This window comes from Bordetella ansorpii, from assembly GCF_900078705.1.
In the GTDB taxonomy this organism is placed as follows: domain Bacteria; phylum Pseudomonadota; class Gammaproteobacteria; order Burkholderiales; family Burkholderiaceae_B; genus Bordetella; species Bordetella ansorpii_A.
Map to the genome: position 1 here is coordinate 381,987 of NZ_FKIF01000007.1, position 18,000 is coordinate 399,986.

21 protein-coding genes are annotated in these 18,000 nt (G+C 69.6%); 17 read left to right on the forward strand and 4 right to left on the reverse strand.

All coding sequences use genetic code 11. The annotated features are described in order from the left end of the window. Positions 1–52 precede the first annotated feature (52 nt). The 3 genes from phnC to phnE are packed head-to-tail and all read left to right on the forward strand — an operon-like array spanning position 53 to position 2,743. Complete coding sequence (phnC, locus tag A6745_RS17440; protein WP_066129912.1) at positions 53–895, forward strand: phosphonate ABC transporter ATP-binding protein; 843 nt, start codon at positions 53–55, stop codon at positions 893–895. Positions 896–941: 46 nt separating this feature from the next. Further along, positions 942–1,928: a phosphonate ABC transporter substrate-binding protein gene (gene phnD / locus A6745_RS17445; protein ID WP_066129914.1), complete on the forward strand. Its 987-nt coding sequence runs from the start codon at positions 942–944 to the stop codon at positions 1,926–1,928. 17 nt (positions 1,929–1,945) lie between these two features. Beyond that, a complete protein-coding gene (phnE, locus tag A6745_RS17450; RefSeq protein WP_066129916.1) occupies positions 1,946–2,743 on the forward strand; it encodes a phosphonate ABC transporter, permease protein PhnE in 798 nt (265 codons plus the stop codon). An 86-nt stretch (positions 2,744–2,829) separates the two neighbouring features. Here phnE and phnN read toward each other — a convergent pair whose 3' ends face one another. From phnN to phnF, 4 genes are all read right to left on the reverse strand, one after another. Then, positions 2,830–3,444, reverse strand: coding sequence for a phosphonate metabolism protein/1,5-bisphosphokinase (PRPP-forming) PhnN (gene phnN, locus A6745_RS17455; RefSeq protein ID WP_066129918.1), 615 nt, complete (start codon positions 3,442–3,444; stop codon positions 2,830–2,832). Continuing rightward, positions 3,441–4,181, reverse strand: a complete 741-nt coding sequence (locus tag A6745_RS17460; protein ID WP_066129920.1) for a DUF1045 domain-containing protein — start codon at positions 4,179–4,181, stop codon at positions 3,441–3,443. Before A6745_RS17460 ends, phnN begins: the two co-directional genes overlap by 4 nt. Before the next feature lie 4 nt (positions 4,182–4,185). After that, on the reverse strand, positions 4,186–5,379 hold the full coding sequence (locus A6745_RS17465; RefSeq protein WP_066129921.1) for an alpha-D-ribose 1-methylphosphonate 5-triphosphate diphosphatase: 1,194 nt from the start codon (positions 5,377–5,379) through the stop codon (positions 4,186–4,188). Between the two features lie 89 nt (positions 5,380–5,468). Next, positions 5,469–6,194 (reverse strand): phosphonate metabolism transcriptional regulator PhnF, encoded by a 726-nt coding sequence (gene phnF / locus A6745_RS17470; RefSeq protein ID WP_066131331.1) that lies wholly within the window; start codon positions 6,192–6,194, stop codon positions 5,469–5,471. Positions 6,195–6,451: 257 nt separating this feature from the next. Between phnF and phnG the strand changes: the two genes are divergently transcribed. The 14 genes from phnG (at position 6,452) to ureC (ending at position 17,999) form a co-directional block, all read left to right on the forward strand. After that, positions 6,452–6,919, forward strand: a complete 468-nt coding sequence (gene phnG, locus A6745_RS17475; RefSeq protein ID WP_066129923.1) for a phosphonate C-P lyase system protein PhnG — start codon at positions 6,452–6,454, stop codon at positions 6,917–6,919. Continuing rightward, on the forward strand, positions 6,919–7,524 hold the full coding sequence (gene phnH / locus A6745_RS17480; protein WP_066129924.1) for a phosphonate C-P lyase system protein PhnH: 606 nt from the start codon (positions 6,919–6,921) through the stop codon (positions 7,522–7,524). The genes phnG and phnH overlap by 1 nt, the downstream gene beginning before the upstream one ends. A gap of 81 nt (positions 7,525–7,605) precedes the next feature. After that, a complete protein-coding gene (locus A6745_RS17485; RefSeq protein ID WP_066129925.1) occupies positions 7,606–8,727 on the forward strand; it encodes a carbon-phosphorus lyase complex subunit PhnI in 1,122 nt (373 codons plus the stop codon). Next, positions 8,724–9,596 carry an alpha-D-ribose 1-methylphosphonate 5-phosphate C-P-lyase PhnJ gene (locus tag A6745_RS17490; protein ID WP_066129927.1) on the forward strand — a complete coding sequence of 291 codons (873 nt, stop codon included), beginning with the start codon at positions 8,724–8,726 and terminating at the stop codon, positions 9,594–9,596. Before A6745_RS17485 ends, A6745_RS17490 begins: the two co-directional genes overlap by 4 nt. Further along, positions 9,596–10,372, forward strand: coding sequence for a phosphonate C-P lyase system protein PhnK (phnK, locus tag A6745_RS17495; RefSeq protein WP_066129928.1), 777 nt, complete (start codon positions 9,596–9,598; stop codon positions 10,370–10,372). Before A6745_RS17490 ends, phnK begins: the two co-directional genes overlap by 1 nt. A 2-nt stretch (positions 10,373–10,374) precedes the next feature. After that, positions 10,375–11,094: a phosphonate C-P lyase system protein PhnL gene (gene phnL / locus A6745_RS17500; protein WP_066129929.1), complete on the forward strand. Its 720-nt coding sequence runs from the start codon at positions 10,375–10,377 to the stop codon at positions 11,092–11,094. Between the two features lie 5 nt (positions 11,095–11,099). Beyond that, entirely contained in the window at positions 11,100–12,290 is a 1,191-nt protein-coding gene (locus A6745_RS17505) for an alpha-D-ribose 1-methylphosphonate 5-triphosphate diphosphatase (protein ID WP_066129931.1), read from the forward strand. Positions 12,291–12,351: 61 nt separating this feature from the next. Then, the gene (locus A6745_RS17510) at positions 12,352–12,978 is read left to right on the forward strand and encodes a TetR/AcrR family transcriptional regulator (RefSeq protein ID WP_066129933.1); all 627 of its coding nucleotides are present in this window, start codon (positions 12,352–12,354) and stop codon (positions 12,976–12,978) included. 90 nt (positions 12,979–13,068) lie between these two features. Next, on the forward strand, positions 13,069–13,773 hold the full coding sequence (locus tag A6745_RS17515) for an SDR family oxidoreductase (RefSeq protein WP_066129935.1): 705 nt from the start codon (positions 13,069–13,071) through the stop codon (positions 13,771–13,773). Positions 13,774–14,021: 248 nt separating this feature from the next. Continuing rightward, on the forward strand, positions 14,022–14,924 hold the full coding sequence (locus A6745_RS17520) for an urease accessory protein UreD (RefSeq protein ID WP_066129937.1): 903 nt from the start codon (positions 14,022–14,024) through the stop codon (positions 14,922–14,924). A 9-nt stretch (positions 14,925–14,933) separates the two neighbouring features. Continuing rightward, entirely contained in the window at positions 14,934–15,236 is a 303-nt protein-coding gene (gene ureA, locus A6745_RS17525; RefSeq protein WP_066129939.1) for an urease subunit gamma, read from the forward strand. A gap of 27 nt (positions 15,237–15,263) precedes the next feature. Beyond that, complete coding sequence (locus tag A6745_RS17530) at positions 15,264–15,917, forward strand: HupE/UreJ family protein (protein ID WP_066129941.1); 654 nt, start codon at positions 15,264–15,266, stop codon at positions 15,915–15,917. A gap of 11 nt (positions 15,918–15,928) precedes the next feature. After that, positions 15,929–16,234, forward strand: coding sequence for an urease subunit beta (locus tag A6745_RS17535; protein ID WP_066129943.1), 306 nt, complete (start codon positions 15,929–15,931; stop codon positions 16,232–16,234). Between the two features lie 61 nt (positions 16,235–16,295). Beyond that, positions 16,296–17,999, forward strand: a complete 1,704-nt coding sequence (gene ureC / locus A6745_RS17540) for an urease subunit alpha (protein ID WP_066129946.1) — start codon at positions 16,296–16,298, stop codon at positions 17,997–17,999. The last annotated feature ends 1 nt before the right edge of the window (position 18,000 follow it).

Genomic DNA, 18,000 nt, shown 5'->3' on the forward strand with positions numbered 1-18,000 from the left:
GGTCATTTGCGCTGCCCATACTTCCGCCAGCCATCTCAAGCGGGAGACCTTCATGACCGATGCCATCGACGTACGCGGATTGTCCAAGACGTTCAAGGCGGGCAGCAAGGCGCTGGACAACGTCGACCTGCGTGTCGCGCCCGGCGAGATGGTCGCCCTGCTGGGCGCGTCGGGGTCGGGCAAGTCCACCCTGCTGCGCCATCTGGCCGGCTTCGTGCCGGGCGACCGCGATGCGGGCGAAGTCCACGTCAACGGCGAGCTGATCCAGCGCGGCGGCCGCATCAGCCGCTCGGTGCGCCGCTCGCGCGCCGGCATCGGCTTCGTGTTCCAGCAGTTCAATCTGGTGGGCCGCCTGCCGGTCATCACCAACGTGCTGACCGGCCTGCTGCCGCGCGTGCCCCTGTGGCGCAGCCTGACGCGCACCTTCACGCGCCATGAAGCGGCCGCCGGCATGGACGCCTTGGCCCAGGTCGGCATGGACGGCCACGCGTTTCAGCGCGCCTCGACGCTGTCCGGCGGCCAGCAGCAGCGCGCCGCCATCGCCCGCACGCTGGTGCAGAACGCCCGCGTCATCCTGGCCGACGAGCCCATCGCCTCGCTCGATCCCGAATCCTCGCGCCGCGTGATGGACACGCTGGCCCATATCAACCGCACCCGCAAGGTCGCCGTCGTGGTGTCGCTGCACCAGGTCGACGTGGCGCTGCGCTACTGCCCGCGCGTGGTCGCGCTGCGGCATGGCCGCGTGGTGTATGACGGCCCCTCTTCGGCACTGACGCCCGCCATGCAGCAGGATCTGTACGGCGCGGACCTGGCCGAACTGCGCGGTCCGGCGCCCGTGGCCGCCTCGCCCGTGCGCGCCCGCGGCCTGCAGGTGGCGCTGGACGCCGCCGTCTGAGTCCTCTTCCGTTGCTTTTCCCCCGCACTGCCCGATCGGAGCCATCATGTTCGTCAAGACCCTTTCCGCCCTCTTCGCCAGCGCCGCCCTGCTCAGCGCCTCCGCCCTGGCGCAGGACGCCAAGACACTGAACTTCGGCATCATCTCGACCGAATCGTCGACCAACCTGAAGTCCGCCTGGGATCCCGTCATCGCCGACCTGAGCCGCGCGATCGGCGTCCCCGTCAAGCCGTTCTTCGCCTCGGACTACGCCGGCATCATCGAGGGCATGCGCTTCAACAAGGTGCAGATGGCCTGGTACGGCAACAAGTCGGCCATCGAGGCCGTGGACCGCGCCCAGGGCGAAGTGTTCGCCTCGGTGATCGACAAGGACGGCAATCCCGGCTACTGGTCGCTGCTGCTGACCCACAAGAGCAGCCCGCTGCAAAGCGTGCAGGACGTCATCAAGAACGGCAAGACGCTGAGCTACGGCGCCGGCGATCCGAACTCGACCTCGGGCACCGCCGTGCCGAACTTCTACCTGTGGCTGGCCAACAAGGTCGAGCCCAGGACGCTGTTCAAGAACGTGCGCATCGCCAACCACGAGACCAACCTGCTGTCGGTGATCAACAAGCAGACGGACGTGGCCATCACCAACACCGAGGCCGTCGAACGCTACCGCCTGTCCACCGGCAAGAACGCCATGGAAGACGTGCGCGTGCTGTGGAAGTCGCCGCTGATCCCGGCCGATCCGCTGGTGTACCGCAGCGACCTGCCGCCCGAGCTGAAGCAGAAGGTCCGCGACTTCTTCGTCAACTACGGCAAGGGTTCGCAGCAGGAGCTGGATAACCTGAAGCGCCTGACCTACAAGGGCTTCCGCCCGTCGGACAACAACCAGTTGATCCCCATCCGCCAGATGGACCTGGCCGGCGCGAAGGGCCGCCTGGAGAACGACGCCAACCTGTCGGCCGACGACAAGAAAAAGCGCATCGCCGAGATCGACGCCAAGCTGGACGCCCTGGACAAGCAGGCCGCCGCCCTGGCGAAGCAATAAGCCCCACGAGCCCGCCCTTGAGCCAGACCCTCCCCCCCGCCGCCACGCCGTGCGCCCCCCTGCGCACGCCGATCTCCACGCTGCTGGCCTGGGCCGCCGTCTTCCTGCTGCTGGGCCTGTCCTGGCAAGGCGCGGACATGCGCCCCCTGGACCTGCTGCGCGACAGCGGCAACATGGGCCAGTTCGCCGCGGACTTCTTCCCTCCCGATTTCCGCGATTGGCGCAACTACCTGTCGGAAATGCTGGTCACGGTGCAGATCGCCCTGTGGGGCACCTTCCTGGCCATCGTCGTGGCGGTGCCGGCCGGCCTGATGTGCTCGTCCAACATCGTGCCCCCCTGGATCTACCAGCCCATGCGCCGCCTGATGGACGCCTGCCGCGCCATCAACGAAATGGTCTTCGCCATGCTGTTCATCGTGGCGGTGGGCCTCGGCCCCTTCGCGGGCGTGCTCGCCCTGTGGGTCCACACCACGGGCGTGCTGGCCAAGCTGTTCGCCGAAGCCGTGGAAGCCATCGATCCGCGGCCGGTCGAGGGCGTGCGCGCCACGGGCGCCAACGCGCTGGAGGAAATCGTCTACGGCGTGATTCCGCAGGTGATGCCGTTGTGGATCTCCTACTCGCTGTACCGGTTCGAATCGAACGTCCGCTCGGCCTCGGTCGTGGGCATCGTGGGCGCCGGCGGCATCGGCATGGTGCTGTGGGAAATCATCCGCAGCTTCCAGTATGCGCAGACGTGCGCGGTGATGCTCATCATCATCGCGTTCGTGATCGTGACGGACGTGCTGTCTTCGCGGATTCGGAAGGCGTTCATCTGATTCTTTCTTGCGGGCGTTGCGGGGTTCATGCGGCGGGTGGCGTTCTTCTGGCCGGCGCGGCTGCCCCAAGCCCCGCCAAGGACGCCTCAAGAACTCAACGCTCCCACCACACCGGAACCCGCCATCAATCGACGAACCAAGGCAATCAACTCCCCCGCGGCCTTGCCGGGAACATCGTTGTTCTCGATCCGATGCAACGTGACGCCAGCCGGCAGATCCAGAGGCATGCCCGCATCCGCCAGCCGACCCGCAATCTGCACGGCATCCTCGCGCCCGCGCCGCTGCAATCGTTCCAGCAGTACGGAAGGATCTACCGTGACCTGCACCGCCTGCAATGCCGGATAGCGTTCACAAGCCTGCGTCAGGCAGCGACGTGCGCCGTTGACGACCACGACATGTCCTTGGGCCAGATAGCTGTCCAACCGCGCCCCGATCCCGTAGCCGAACCCGTGGCTGCGCCAATGCAAGGCGAATCCGCCCGTGGCAACCATGCGTGAATAGTGATCCTCGGAGATCTCGATCGAGCCCTCGTCCGCGCTGCTGGGGCGCGTGATGGAGCGCCGCGCGATCCAGACCGGATCGGCCGGCCCGAGCGAAGCCCGTAACAGGCGCAGCAGCGTATCCTTGCCGCTGCCCGACGGGCCCATCAGGTAGATCATGCGGGCGCCGTCGTTGCGGGCGGCGGTCTTGCCCGCGTTCATGGCGCGGCCGGGCCTTGCAGGTAGCCGGCGGCGGCGCCGTCGGCCACCGTGCCGTCGAATCCGTAGTGCCGCGCCACCAGGAACGGCGCGCCGGGCTCGGGCTGCACGTACAGGCTGATGTCCCTGACCGGCATGGGCGTGCGGCATAACGGATCGCTGAAGGCGCGGATGCGCGCCTGGGCGTCCTGCATCTCGGGGCCGTCCAGCCTGCCCGTCAGCGTGATGTGGAAGGTGAAGTGCTCGAATACGTAAGGGTAGCCCCAGCGTTCCAGCATGGCTTCGTGCTGCGGGCTCAACGGCGATCCGCGGCGGCGCGCCAGTTCCGCCTCGGTGGGCGGGGCGCGCCAGCCGTCCAGCTGGCGCACCGCTTCGGCGGCCAGCGAAAGCATCGGCGCCTGCTCCCCGGCGTCGCCCGCCAGGCGCCAGGCCAGAAAGCCGCGCAGGGCCTGGCATTCCAGTTGCACCGAGAACGGCTCGGCGATGGCCGCCAGGCATAGCACGGCATCGTCCAGGCTGTCGGGCGTGCGGCCCGCGCGCAGGCGGAACGGCGGCTTCAGCGTGGCATGCAGGCCGTAGTGGCGCGGATCGGCCGTCCAGCCGGGCTGGCGCGGATCGGCGTCGGCCGAGGGCGGCAGCAGCAGGCCCGTGTCGGGGCAGCGGCCCAGCCACTGCGCGCCGGCGCGCCGCCAGGGCTCGGCCGGCGCCAGGTACAGCGCGTATCGATAGGCCAGCGGCATGGCGTCAGCCCACGGCGGCCGTGGCGGCCTGGCCTGCGCGCATGAACGGACGGTTGGCGTAGCGCAGGCGGCCGGCCACGATGGCCGCGCAGACGCGCGGCTGCCGCGGATCGTGGTCGTCGACCAGGATCAGGTCGGCCACCATGCCGGGCAGCAGTTCGCCGTGGCCCGCCAGGCCCGCGGCGCGCGCGGGATTGCGCGACACCAGGTTCCAGGCCTGCGGCAGCGGCAGCACGCCGTCGCACACCAGGCGCATCGCGGCGGCCAGCGGCGCGGGATAGTAATAGTCGGACGTCAACACGTCGCACAGACCGGCGCGGATCATCTCGGTGGCGTTCAACGCGCCGTTGTGGCTGCCGCCGCGCACCACGTTCGGGCCGCCCAGCACGATGGCGTCACCCTGCTCATGGGCGATCTGCGCGGCCTCGCGCCTGAGCGGGAACTCGGCCACGCTGCAGCCCAACTGGTGATAGTAGCGGCGGGTCGGGGCATCGGGATCGTCGTGCGAGGCGATGCGCAGGCCGGCTTCGCGCGCCGTGTCGGTCAGCGCGCGCATGGCGCCGCAGACCGAGTCGGCCGAACGCATGGCCTGGCGGATGCGGTCCTTGAAGGCGTCCAGGTCGCACTCGGCGCGCTCGGCGTACTGCAGCAGCTTGCGGTCGTCGCCCAAACGCTTGACCATGCTGGGCAGGTGATCGTTCAGCGCCAGGAAGCGCACCCGGCCCTCGCGGATCCACGCCTGCGCGGTCTCCACGCCCGCCACGTGGTGCGTCTCGAAACGCAGGTGCACGTGGTGGTTGGCGCCCAGCGCGGGGCGCGTGCGTTCCAGGGTGTCGAACATGCGCTCGGCGTAAGGCTGGCCGCGCAGGCCGCCTTCCCATGACAGCGTGACGCCATGGAATTCGGTGGTGATGCCGTTGGACAGCAACTGGCAGTCCACGTCGCGCAACGCGCCCTCGTAGGGAAACGCGACGCCGGGACGCGGCATGACCGCGCGCTCGAAGGCGTCGCCATGCAGGTCGACGATGCCGGGCAGCACCAGCAGCCCGTCGGCGTCCAGGCGCGCCGCATGCGCGCTGGCCGGGGCCAGGCGGCCATCCGCGAAATCGAATGCCGCGGCCTGCAAACCGGACGGCGTCAGCACCCTGGCGCCGGCAATGCCGCCCAGGACGTCGGAAAGGTCGGTAGTGTTCTGCATGATGCTCGAATGCTAGGGTTGCTTGATGACGACCAGATGTCTAGACGACCTCAGTGAAGACGAGGCGGGACTCACTTGCCCCGCCCGCTTCAACTTTCGTCGTCGGACACCACCAGTTGTACGAAATCGCCGCCGAAACGCGTCACGCTGTACTGCAGCGGCGCCAGCTTCTCGTCGACGTTCAGGGCCTCGACCTGCAGGATCGGCCGGGTCTTGGGCTGGCCCAGCAGGCGCGCGACGTCGGGATCGGGAATGGCCGCCGTGATGCGCGACCATTTGCGGGTGTAGTCGGCGATGCCGTATTCGGCATAGGCCTTGGAGACCGAGCCCAGCGCGTCCAGTTTCTCGGCCAGGTCGGGAAAACGCCGCGCGTCGAAATAGTGCTCGGACACGTCGATGACGCGCGTGCCCGATTTGCCCAGCATCTGCACGCGCAGCAGTTCGGCATTGCGCGGCAGGTCAAGTTGGGCGGCGGCCTCGGCATGGCGCAGCACCTGCTTGCCCAGGAATTCCAGATGCGCCGGCAGGCCCTGGCGGCGCAGGTTCTCGGAAAAGCGCGTGCGCTTGCCGATGGCGTAATCGATGGCATGTTCCTGCACGAACGTGCCGCGGCCCTGTTCGATGCGCACCAGCCCGCTCTGCTCCAGTTCGCCCATGGCGCGGCGGATGGTGTGGCGGTTGACGCCGTAGCGCGCCGCCAGCTCGGGCTCGGGCGGCAGTTGCTCACCCGGCGCATAGAGTTTCTTGCGTATGTCGGTGGCAAGCAATTCGCCAATCTGGCGCCAGACTGCAACCCCGGAACCTCGTTCGACCATCATGCCTGATACGTCCTGATGAATGGTGTCTCGTCGACTTGTTGTACTTGCATCGCGATTTTGCCGCGATATCCGCCATTGTGCCCGCAAGGCAGGATGCCGTGCGGACGTCTGCATGAGCATACGTGTCGACGTCCGGATTGGGCGGCCGACGAGGCCCGGGTCACGCAATGTCATCATAATTTCACGCCTTGGGGCTTGAATCACGGCTTGGCGAGGATCATACTACGCTAATCGTCTAGACGTTTAGAGGAAATATGGCCGAGATCGAAAACGCCCCCGATGCCGCGCGCCGCGGCTGGATGCGCGTGCTGGCGCTGGCCGACATCGCCGAACTGGACCGCGCCTTTGCCGCGCTGGGCCCCTTGCCCACCCGGCGCTGGCTGCGCAAGCCCGAGACCGGCATGGCCATGGTGCGCGCCCGCAGCGGCGGCACCGGCGCCCAGTTCAATCTGGGCGAGATCACCGTCACCCGCTGCGCCGTGGCCCTGGGCGACGACGACGGCGTGATGGGCGTGGCCTATGTGCGCGGCCGCGCCGCCCGGCATGCCGAGCAGGCGGCCGTGGCCGATGCGCTGCTGCAGATGCCGCAATGGCGCCAACGCGTGCAAACCGAGTTGATAGACCCCTTGGCCCGCGCCCACGCCGAGCGTCGCGCCGCGCGCGCCAGCCTCGCCGCGCAGACCAAGGTCGACTTTTTCACCCTGGTTCGGGGAGAAGACTGATGCACACCCTCACCTCCGCGCCAGCCGCGATGCTGCCGGGCTTCGACGATCCCGTCGCCGGCGCGCAGGCGGTATTCCGCGGCACGTTGCACGCGCTGTCGCATCCCGGCCGCGTGGTCGAACTGGACGCGCCCTGCGGCGTGCCCGCGGGCCTGTCGCCCGCCATGACGGCGGTGCTGCTGACGCTGGCCGACGGCGACGCGCCGCTGTGGCTGCCGCCCGGCGTCAGCGGCGACGTGGCGCGCTTCCTGCGCTTTCACACCGGCAGCCGTGTCATGGGCCGTCCGGGCGCTGCGGTGTTCGTCGCCATTCCGGCCGGGCTGGAGATGCCCGGCCTGGCCGACCTGCATCCGGGCGAACCGGCCTACCCCGATCGTTCGGCCACGGTGGTGCTGGAAGTGCAGTCGCTGCGCGACGGTTTCACCTACGAACTCAGCGGCCCGGGCATCCAGGACAGGCAGGCCCTGCGCGTGCGCGGCCTGCCGGCCGGTTTCGTCGCCCAGTGGCAGGCCAACCACCAGCGCTTCCCGCTGGGCGTGGACGTGCTGCTGACCTGCGGCGACCTGCTGTGCGGCCTGCCGCGCACCTGCCGGATGGAGGCATAAGGAAGTGCCCCCACGCTCACTTTGTTCACTGCCCCCCGAGGGGGCGCGGCAGCTCCTCGGGAGCGGCCCAGCGGAGCTGCCATGTATGTAGCCGTCAAAGGTGGCGAACGCGCCATCCTCAACTCCTACCGCCTGCTCGACCAGTACCGGCGCGGCGACACCGCCCTGCCCGAGCTGACCCTGGCGCAGATCCAGCAGCAATTGCCGCTGGCCGTGTCGCGCGTCATGGCCGAGGGCGCCCTGTACGACCCGCACCTGGCCGCGCTGGCCATCAAGCAGGCGGCCGGCGACACGCTGGAAGCGATCTTCCTGTTGCGCGCCTACCGCACCACGCTGCCGCGCCTGGGCTACACCGAGGCCATCGATACCGGCAGCATGCAGTTGCAGCGCCGCATCTCGTCGACCTTCAAGGACGTGCCGGGCGGCCAGATGCTGGGCCCGACCTACGACTACACGCAGCGCCTGCTGGACTTCAGCCTGGAAGCACCCGGCACGGCCGATCCGCTGCCCGCGGGCGAGCCCATCGAACCGGCCCCCACGCCGCGCGTGACCGATCTGCTGCAACGGGACGCCCTGATCGACGGCGACGCGCCGCCGCCCGGCGACCCCGCGCCCTTCGACCTGACGCGCCAGCCGCTGACCTTTCCCGCCGACCGCCCCGCGCGGCTGCAGAACCTGGCGCGCGCCGACGAGGGGTTCCTGCTGTCCATGGGCTATTCCACGCAGCGCGGCTACGGCAACACCCATCCCTTCGCCGCCGAGATCCGCTACGGCACGCTGGAAGTCGAGATGATCCTGGAAGAGCTGGACGCGCCCGTGGTGATCGGCGAGATCGACGTCACCGAATGCCAGATGGTCAGCCAGTTCGCCGGCACGGCGCAGGAAGGCCCGAAGTTCACGCGCGGCTACGGCCTGACCTTCGGCTATGGCGAGCGCAAGGCCATGTCGATGGCGCTGGTGGACCGCGCGCTGCGCGCCGCCGAACTGGGCGAACCCGCGCAATCGCCGGCCAACGACCAGGAGTTCGTGCTGTACCACAGCGACAACGTCGAGGCCTCCGGCTTCGTCCAGCATCTGAAGCTGCCGCACTACGTCGACTTCCAGGCCAACCTGGAACTGCTGCGGCGCCTGCGCGCCGAGCATGACCAGGCCCGCGCCGCGCAGCAACCGCCGGCCGACGCCGGCACGGAGACCCCGGCATGAACACGTCATCCGAACTTCCCGAGCGCGATCCCCACTACAACTTCGGCTATCTGGACGAATCCACCAAGCGCATGCTGCGCCGCGCCCTGCTCAAGGCGGTGGCCATCCCGGGCTACCAGGTGCCTTTCGGCAGCCGCGAGATGCCGTTGCCCTATGGCTGGGGCACGGGCGGCATCCAGGTGACCGCCTCGATCATCGGCCCCGACGACGTGCTGAAGGTGATCGACCAGGGCTCGGACGACACCACCAACGCCATCAACATCCGCCGCTTCTTCGGCCGGGTGACGGGCGTGCGCACCACCGAATCGACGCGCGAGGCCACCATCGTCCAGACCCGCCACCGCGTGCCCGAGACGCCGCTGTCCGAAGGCCAGGTGATGGTCTTCCAGGTGCCGGTCTCCGAGCCGCTGCGCTGGCTCGAACCCAGCGAGGCCGAGACGCGCACCATGCACTCGCTGGCCGAGTACGGCGCCATGCACGTGCGGCTGTACGAGGACATCGCGCGCTACGGGCACATCGCCACCACCTACGACTACCCGGTCACCGTGAACGGACGCTACATGATGCGGCCCTCGCCCATCCCCAAGTTCGACAACCCCAAGCTGGACATGAACCCCGCGCTGATGCTGTTCGGCGCCGGCCGCGAGAAGCGCGTGTACGCCGTGCCGCCCTACACCCGCGTGACCAGCCTCGATTTCGAGGACCATCCGTTCACCATCGAGAAATGGCCGGAAAGCTGCGCGCTGTGCGGCTCGCGCGACAGCTTCCTGGACGAGATCATCCTGGACGACCAGGGATCGCGCCACTTCGTGTGCTCGGACACCGAGTACTGCGAGCAACGCCAGCAATCGGCCAAGGAGGCGTCGTGATGGACCAACGCGCCCTGCTGTCGGTGCGCAACCTGACGCGCACCTGGGACGGCGTGCACGGCTGCCGCGATGTCAGCTTCGACCTGTATCCGGGCGAAGTGCTGTGCGTGGTGGGGGAATCCGGATCGGGCAAGAGCACGCTGCTGCAGGCGCTGTCCTGGCAGATCGAACCCGAGGCCGGCAGCATCTGGTATGACGTGGACCAGCAAGGCCTGGTGAACCTGGCGAACCTCTCGGGCGCGCGGCGCCGCGTGCTCTCGCGCACCGACTGGGGCTTCGTGCGCCAGCATGCGCGCGACGGGCTGCGCATGCAGGTCAGCGCGGGCGCCAACATCGCCGAGCGCCTGATGGCCGTGGGACAGCGCCACTACGGTGCGCTGCGCGGCACGGCCGCCAGTTGGCTGGCCAAGATGGAGATCGATGCGAACCGCCTGGACGAGGCCCCCGCCGCGTTCTCGGGCGGCATGCAGCAACGCCTGCAGATCGCCCGCAACCTGGTCACGCATCCGCGCATGGTGCTGATGGACGAACCCACGGCCTCGCTGGACGTCTCGGTGCAGGCGCGCCTCTTGGACCTGCTGCGTCAACTGGTGACCGACCTGCGGCTGGCCGCGGTGATCGTGACGCACGACCTGGCCGTGGCGCGCCTGCTGGCGCAGCGCACCCTGGTGATGCGCGGCGGCAACGTGGTCGAGAGCGGGCTGACCGACCAGATCCTGGACGACCCGCAGCATCCCTATACGCAGCTGCTGGTCTCTTCCATTCTGCAGAGCTGAGCATGACGACCCGAGACCCCATGATCGAAGTGCGCGGCCTGCGCAAGCTGTTCACCCTGCACAACCAGGGCGGCATCCGCCTGCCGGTGCTCGACGAGATCAGCTTCGATGCCGCGGGTGGCGACTGCCTGGTGCTGTCCGGCCCTTCGGGCGCGGGCAAGAGCACGCTGCTGCGCTGCCTGTACGGCAATTACCTGGCCACGGCGGGCAGCATCCGCCTGCGCGGCGGCGCTGGCCAGTGGACCCCCCTGACAGGCGCCAGCGAACAGGACATCCTGGCGCTGCGGCGCGACACGGTGGCCTATGTCAGCCAGTTCCTGCGCGTGATTCCCCGCGTGACGACGCTGGACGTGGTGGCCGAACCGCTGCGCCAGCGCGGCACGCCGGCCGGTGCGGCCCGCGAACGCGCCGCGCACCTGCTGGCGCGCCTGAACGTGCCCGAGCGGCTGTGGTCGCTGGCGCCCGCCACCTTCTCGGGAGGCGAGCAGCAGCGCGTCAACATCGCGCGCGGCTTCATCGGCGCGCATCCTGTCCTGTTGCTGGACGAGCCCACGGCCTCGCTGGACGCCGGCAACCGCGCCGTGGTGGTCGAACTGATCCAGGAGGCCCTGTCGGCCGGGCGCTGCCTGGTCGGCATCTTCCACGACGAGGCGGTACGCGACGCGGTCGCCACGCGCCTGCTGCCCCTGCAAGCCGCCGCGCCCGCGGCCCTGATGGAATGAGGCCCATGTCCGCCACCTACCTGACCCACGCCCGCATCATCCTGCCCGACCGCGTGATCGAGCGCGGCGCCCTGCTGATCGAAGACGGCCGCATCGCGGCGATCGAGCCGGATGGCGCGCCACCCGGCGCCCGGAACGTCGACCTCGACGGCCAGACGCTGATGCCCGGCCTGATCGACCTGCACTGCGATGCCATCGAGAAGGAAGCCGAGCCGCGCTCGCGGGTGCAGTTCCCGATGGACTTCGCGGTGGCGCAGGTAGACCGCCGCAATGCGGCCGCCGGCATCACCACGCCCTATCACGCGCTGTCGTTCGCCAACAATGAATGGGGCGTGCGCAACAACCTGGCGGCCGCCCAGCTGGCGCGCGCGATCCGTGCCTTCCGCGGACAAGGCCTGGTCGACAACCGGGTGCACTGCCGCTACGAGATCACCGATCCGCAGGCCATGGAGGTGCTGGCGGCGCTGATCGATGAAGGCTCGGTGGACCTGCTGTCGGTGATGGACCATTCGCCCGGCCAGGGCCAGTTCAAGACCATGGAAGCCTATCTGCAGTACATGATGGGCAACCACGGCATGGACCGCGTGCAGGCCGAGGCGGCCGCCGAGGCCAAGCGGCGCGCGGCCACGGGCGCCGGCGCGCGGGTGGAACAACTGGTGGCGCACGCGCAGCGCGCCGGGGTGCCGACGGCCAGCCATGACGACGACTCGGTGCACCGCATCGCGACGATGCGCAACCTGGGCATGACGATCAGCGAGTTTCCCATCACGCTGGACACGGCCAAGGCGGCGGTGTCGTGTGGACTGGCGACCATCATGGGCGCGCCGAACATGCTGCGGGGCGGCAGCCAGAGCGGGTCGATGCGGGCGATCGACGCCATCCGCGCCGGGGTGGCCACCTGCCTGTGCTCGGATTACCAGCCGTCCACGCTGATCGGGGCGGTGTACCTGGCGGTCGCCCAGGCGGGCTTGCCCTGGCCGCAGGCGGTGGCGCTGGTGACGTCGAATCCCGCGCAGGCGTGCGGCTTGAACGATCGGGGCCGCATCGCCCAGGGCCTGCGCGCCGATCTGATCGCCGTGACGCAGGTGGCGGGCATGCCCTTGGTCAGCCATACCTGGTCGGAAGGACGGCTGGCATTCGCCACGCAGTATCCAGGGGGATCGGGCACCCCCCGGGCGCAGGCGATCGCCGCCTGATGGTTGCCAAGGCATCGGGATAAATATATGATGAGCATCATATTAAATCCTGAAGCCGGTCATGGCCCCTTCCCTTTCGCACACCCCTGACAAGAAACAGGCGACCCGCGACCGCATCCTGGCCGCCGCGTCACGCACCCTGCGGCGGCGCGGCCTGGACAAGGTGGGCGTGGCCGAGGTCATGACGGAAGCGGGCCTGACGCACGGCGGCTTCTACGCGCACTTCGCCTCGCGCGAGGCGATGCTGGCCGAAGCGCTGGAGCGCTCCCGGCGCGATATGGCGGACGTGCTGGCGCAACGCATCGCCCTGCAGCGGCAACGCGGCGCCAGCGCGTTCCGGGCGCTGGTGCAAGCCTATCTGGCCGACGCGAACCTTGCTGCCTTCGAGACGGCGTGCCCGGTATCCGCCCTGGCGTCGGACCTGGCGCGCTGCGCGCATCCGGCGGATGACACGGCGCCCGGGGCGCTGCAGGCGGCGGCGCGCGCACTGGTGTCCCATCTCATCGCGGGCGTGCGCGATGCCTTGCCCCCCATCCATCGCCAGGCCGCACCGGCGGTCGCCAGCATGCTCGTCGGCGCCTTGCAACTGGCTCGCACACTCGGCGATGGCCCGCAAGCGCGGGCCGTCCTGGCGGCGGCCCGCACCACGCTGCTCAATCAATACGATCCGGGCCCAGGCAACGCCTGACGCCCCAGGCGCGTGGCAGCCCCCAAGGGCGCCGCGCATTTTTTCGGCCATGAATATGATGGCCATCATATTAATAGCAGGGAGTTCCTCATGAAAATCCAGGATGCCGTCGTTCTCGTCACCGGCGCCAATCGCGGCATCGGCGCCGCCTTCACGCAAGCGCTGCTTGCGCGGGGCGCAAGAAAGGTCTACGCGGCGGCGCGCAACCCCGCCAGCGTCGCGCAGGCGGGCGTGACGCCGGTGCGGCTCGACGTCACGCAAGCCGATGACGCCGCCGCCCTCGCGGCGCAATGCGGCGATGTCACGCTGGTCATCAACAATGCCGGCATTGCCCGGGAAGGCGCTTTCCTCTCGGCCGCCTCCATGGACGATATCCGTGACCAGATGGAGACCAACTTCTTCGGCATGCTGCGGGTCAGCCAGGCGTTCGCGCCGGTGCTGGCGGCCAATGGCGGCGGCGCCCTGCTCAATGTGCTGTCGGTGGCGTCGTGGATCAACCGGCCCCAGTTGGCGGGCTACGGGGCGACGAAGTCGGCGGCCTGGGCGCTGACCAACGGGCTGCGCCACGAATTGCAGGATCAGGGCACCCAGGTGCTGGGCCTGCACATGGGCTTCGTCGACACCGACCTGACCCGGGGGCTGGACGTGCCCAAGCAGTCCGCCGACGCCGTGGTCGCGGCCGCGCTCGATGCGCTGGAGGCCGGCGCGAGCGAGGTCATGGCCGATGACCTGACGCGCATGGTCAAGGCAGGCTTGTCCGCGGACCCGGCCAGCTACATGCCGCCGCGGGAATGAGCCCTGCCATACCGTTGCGTGCCATCGGGCTGCGCGCGGCGCCCCATGTCCGGGCGGGGACGCGACGGGCGGCGACGGGCGGCGACGGGCGCGACGCATGGCGCGAGGCGCATGGTTCGCTTCGGACTGATACGGCACGTTTATTGCTTCAAAGGATTGCCCGATACTTTGCTGTCGGCCCGTCGGCAGGCCATGCGCGGGCCGGCGGCGCGTATGCCATATTCAGCCCGATTCCGCCGAACCCGCCCATGTATCGCCCCCAGGACACGACCTCGCCGTCATCGCACGCCGGCCTTGCACCCGGCGGGGGCGCCGCGCACGATTCATGGCACGCACGACTGCGGCTGGACTTCGCCTGGCGCAAGGATCGCACCGTACTGGTGCATCGCAGGCATATCGGCCCTCTCACGGTGCAGAAGGCGCTGTATCCCGAAGGCCGGGCCATCTGCCATGCCCTCATCCTGCATCCGCCCGGCGGCCTGGCGGCGGGCGACCGCCTGGAACTCGACATCCACCTGGACCCCGGCGCCCACGCGGTGCTGACCACGCCCGGCGCCACCAAGTGGTACAAGGCCGGACCGGCTCGTCCCGCCAGCCAGCGCATCGATCTGGCCTTGCACGAATCCGCGCGGATCGACTGGCTGCCGCAGGACAACATCTACTTCGACGACAGCCACGCACAGCAGCGATTCGGCGTGCGGCTGGCCGCCGGCGCCACCGCGCTGGGCTGGGACGCCTGCCTGCTGGGCCGGCGCGCCAGCGGCGAGGACTGGCTGCGCGCCGGCCTGCGCGCCGCCACGCGGATCATCGGCCCCGATGGCCGCCCCCTTTGGGAAGAACGGCAGGTGCTGCGCAGCGGCGATCCGCTGCTGCGCGCGCCACAGGGCCTGGACGGCCTGCCCGCCTACGGCACGCTGTGGGCCGCGGGTCCCGCCTGCACGCCCGAACTGGCCCAGGCGCTGGCCGCCGACCTGCCGTTCGACGGCCCGCTGCGCGCGGGCGCGACGGCCCTGCCCGGCGGATTGCTGCTGGTGCGCGCCGCCGCTCGCCATCCCGAGGCCATCCGCCACCTGTTCATCACGCTGTGGCTGCGGCTGCGGCCCCTCGTACATGGCGTGGCGGCCCAGCCGCTGCGCATCTGGTCCACCTAGGCGCCCAACATGAAACTGACCCCACGCGAGAAAGACAAACTCTTGATCTTCACCGCCGCGCTGCTGGCCGAGCGGCGCCGCGCGCGCGGCCTGAAGCTGAACCATCCCGAGGCCGTGGCCTTCATCAGCGCCGCCCTCATGGAAGGCGCGCGCGACGGCCGCACCGTGGCCGAGCTGATGGACTACGGCGCCACGCTGCTGACGCGCGACGACGTCATGGAAGGTGTACCCGAGATGATTCCCGACGTGCAGATCGAAGCCACTTTCCCCGACGGCACCAAGCTGGTCACCGTCCACCATCCCATCGCCTGACCCCGTCCCATCGACCAAGGAATCCGCATGCGCTCTTCCGTACTCGCCCGCCTCGCCCTGCCGCTGCTGCTGGCCGCGCCCGCCGTCGTCCTGGCGCACCCGGGCCACGAACACGCCGTTTCCGATGGCCTGGGCGCAAGCCTGGCCGCGGGCCTGATGCACCCGCTGACCGGCCTGGACCACATCTGCGCCATGGTGGTGCTGGGCGTCTGGAGCGCCATGACCACGCGCCGCATCTGGCTGGTCCCGCTGAGCTTCGCGCTGGTGCTGCTGGCCGGCGCCCTGCTGGGCCTGTCCGGCGTGCAATTGCCTGCCGTCGAACCGATGATCGCCGTATCGCTGCTGGCGCTGGGCCTGTTGACCGCCACGCACGCCCGCTTGCCGGAAGGCGTGGGCGCCGCGCTGGCCGGCGGCTTCGCGCTGTTTCATGGCGTGGCGCACGGCGCGGAGCTGCCGCCGGGCGCGGTGGCCGCGGCCTACGTCGGCGGCTTCATGATCGCCACGGTGCTGCTGCACTGCCTGGGCATCGCGGGCGGCCTGGCGCTGCGCCGCTTCGAACGCCACGCGCAGGCGGCCTCCCCGGGCGCGTCCCCGTCCGGCGTGGCGATGCCGCGCGCCTGGCCAGCCCGCCTGCTGGGCAGCGGCGTCGCCCTGTACGGCATCGCCCTGCTGGCCGGTTGAGGAGATCCGCCATGATTCCCGGAGAACTGCTGCCGCTGGACGGCGAGATCGAGATCAACGTGGGCCGCGCCACGCGTACCCTGACGGTGGCCAACAGCGGCGACCGCCCGGTGCAGGTCGGCTCGCACTACCACTTCCACGAAGTCAACGAAGCCCTGCAGTTCGACCGCGAGGCCGCGCGCGGCTGGCGGCTGAACATCACGTCGGGCACGGCCGTGCGCTTCGAGCCGGGCCAGTCCCGCACCGTCGAACTGGTGGAGCTGGCCGGCGAACGCGCCGTCTACGGCTTCGCCGCCAAGGTCATGGGCAAGCTATGAAGCGCGCCCCGTCCACGACACCAAGGATCCCCATGGCGCCAGGCGCCGGGAGTGCCCAGCCATGAGCAAACGAATCGGGCGCCGCGCCTACGCGGAAATGTTCGGCCCCACCACCGGCGACCGCGTGCGCCTGGCCGACACCGAGCTGCTGATCGCGGTCGAACGCGACTTCACCCTCTACGGCGAGGAAGTGAAGTTCGGCGGCGGCAAGGTCATCCGCGACGGCATGGGCCAGTCGCAGCGCGTGGCGGCCGAGGTGGCCGACACCGTCATCACCAATGCGCTGATCCTGGACCACTGGGGCATCGTCAAGGCCGACATCGGCCTGAAGGACGGCCGCATCTGGCGCATCGGCAAGGCGGGCAACCCCGACATCCAGCCGGGCGTGGACATCATCATCGGCGCGGCCACCGAGATCATCGCGGGCGAAGGCAAGATCGTCACGGCCGGCGGCATCGACGCGCACGTGCACTTCATCTGCCCGCAGCTGATCGACGAGGCCCTGACCAGCGGCATCACCACCCTGATCGGCGGCGGCACGGGCCCGGCCACAGGCACCAACGCCACCACCGTCACGCCCGGCCCCTGGCACATCGAGCAGATGCTGGCCGCGGTCGATGGCTGGCCCATCAACATCGGCCTCTTGGGCAAGGGCAACACCAGCCAGCCCGAGCCGCTGATGGAACAGGTGCGCGCCGGCGTGATCGGCCTGAAGCTGCACGAAGACTGGGGCTCGACGCCCGCCGCCATCGACTGCTGCCTGGACGTGGCCGAGCGCACCGACACCCAGGTCGCCATCCACACCGACACGCTGAATGAAGGCGGCTTCGTCGAGGCCACCATCGCGGCCATCGCCGGGCGCACCATCCACACGTACCACACCGAGGGCGCGGGCGGCGGCCACGCCCCCGACATCCTGAAGGTGGCGGGCCACCCCAACGTGCTGCCCTCGTCCACCAACCCCACGCGGCCCTACACCGTGAACACGGTGGACGAGCACCTGGACATGCTGATGGTGTGCCATCACCTGGACTCGTCCATCGCGGAAGACGTGGCCTTCGCCGAGTCGCGCATCCGGCGCGAGACCATCGCGGCCGAGGACATCCTGCACGACCTGGGCGCGCTGTCGATGATCTCCAGCGACTCGCAGGCCATGGGCCGCATCGGCGAGACCATCCTGCGAACCTGGCAGACCGCGCACAAGATGAAGGTGCAGCGCGGCGCCCTGCCCGGCGACGGCCTGGCCGACAACCTGCGCGCGCGCCGCTACATCGCCAAGTACACGATCAACCCCGCGCTGGCGCACGGCATCGCCCATGAAGTGGGCTCCGTCGAACCCGGCAAGTGGGCCGATCTGGTGCTGTGGGACCCGGCCTTCTTCGGCGTGAAGCCCGAGATGGTCCTGAAGGGCGGGCAGATCGTCACGGCGCTGATGGGCGACCCCAACGCCTCGATCCCCACGCCGCAGCCCGTGCATTACCGCGAGATGTTCGGCGCGCGGGCCGGCGCCCTGGCGCGCAACTCGATCACCTTCGTCTCCCAGGCGGCCTTCGAGGCGGACGTGGCCTCGCGCTACCGCCTGGCGCGCCGGGTGGTTCCCGTGCACGGCATACGCAAGGTCGGCAAGGCAGATATGATCCTCAATGACTGGCAACCGCGTATCGAAGTCGATCCCGAAACCTACCGCGTCGTCGCCGACGGCCAGTTGCTGATGTGCGAGCCGGCGCGGGTGCTGCCCATGGCGCAGCGCTATTTCCTGTTCTAGA

What these genes read in the sequence shown, in the direction of transcription:
- phnC (WP_066129912.1), top strand. Translation starts at nt 53, where the DNA reads ATGACCGATGCCATCGACGTACGCGGATTGTCCAAGACGTTCAAGGCG.
- phnD (WP_066129914.1), top strand. Translation starts at nt 942, where the DNA reads ATGTTCGTCAAGACCCTTTCCGCCCTCTTCGCCAGCGCCGCCCTGCTC.
- phnN (WP_066129918.1), bottom strand. Translation starts at nt 3,444, where the DNA reads ATGAACGCGGGCAAGACCGCCGCCCGCAACGACGGCGCCCGCATGATC.
- A6745_RS17460 (WP_066129920.1), bottom strand. Translation starts at nt 4,181, where the DNA reads ATGCCGCTGGCCTATCGATACGCGCTGTACCTGGCGCCGGCCGAGCCC.
- A6745_RS17465 (WP_066129921.1), bottom strand. Translation starts at nt 5,379, where the DNA reads ATGCAGAACACTACCGACCTTTCCGACGTCCTGGGCGGCATTGCCGGC.
- phnF (WP_066131331.1), bottom strand. Translation starts at nt 6,194, where the DNA reads ATGGTCGAACGAGGTTCCGGGGTTGCAGTCTGGCGCCAGATTGGCGAA.
- phnG (WP_066129923.1), top strand. Translation starts at nt 6,452, where the DNA reads ATGGCCGAGATCGAAAACGCCCCCGATGCCGCGCGCCGCGGCTGGATG.
- phnH (WP_066129924.1), top strand. Translation starts at nt 6,919, where the DNA reads ATGCACACCCTCACCTCCGCGCCAGCCGCGATGCTGCCGGGCTTCGAC.
- A6745_RS17485 (WP_066129925.1), top strand. Translation starts at nt 7,606, where the DNA reads ATGTATGTAGCCGTCAAAGGTGGCGAACGCGCCATCCTCAACTCCTAC.
- A6745_RS17490 (WP_066129927.1), top strand. Translation starts at nt 8,724, where the DNA reads ATGAACACGTCATCCGAACTTCCCGAGCGCGATCCCCACTACAACTTC.
- phnK (WP_066129928.1), top strand. Translation starts at nt 9,596, where the DNA reads ATGGACCAACGCGCCCTGCTGTCGGTGCGCAACCTGACGCGCACCTGG.
- phnL (WP_066129929.1), top strand. Translation starts at nt 10,375, where the DNA reads ATGACGACCCGAGACCCCATGATCGAAGTGCGCGGCCTGCGCAAGCTG.
- A6745_RS17505 (WP_066129931.1), top strand. Translation starts at nt 11,100, where the DNA reads ATGTCCGCCACCTACCTGACCCACGCCCGCATCATCCTGCCCGACCGC.
- A6745_RS17510 (WP_066129933.1), top strand. Translation starts at nt 12,352, where the DNA reads ATGGCCCCTTCCCTTTCGCACACCCCTGACAAGAAACAGGCGACCCGC.
- A6745_RS17515 (WP_066129935.1), top strand. Translation starts at nt 13,069, where the DNA reads ATGAAAATCCAGGATGCCGTCGTTCTCGTCACCGGCGCCAATCGCGGC.
- A6745_RS17520 (WP_066129937.1), top strand. Translation starts at nt 14,022, where the DNA reads ATGTATCGCCCCCAGGACACGACCTCGCCGTCATCGCACGCCGGCCTT.
- ureA (WP_066129939.1), top strand. Translation starts at nt 14,934, where the DNA reads ATGAAACTGACCCCACGCGAGAAAGACAAACTCTTGATCTTCACCGCC.
- A6745_RS17530 (WP_066129941.1), top strand. Translation starts at nt 15,264, where the DNA reads ATGCGCTCTTCCGTACTCGCCCGCCTCGCCCTGCCGCTGCTGCTGGCC.
- A6745_RS17535 (WP_066129943.1), top strand. Translation starts at nt 15,929, where the DNA reads ATGATTCCCGGAGAACTGCTGCCGCTGGACGGCGAGATCGAGATCAAC.
- ureC (WP_066129946.1), top strand. Translation starts at nt 16,296, where the DNA reads ATGAGCAAACGAATCGGGCGCCGCGCCTACGCGGAAATGTTCGGCCCC.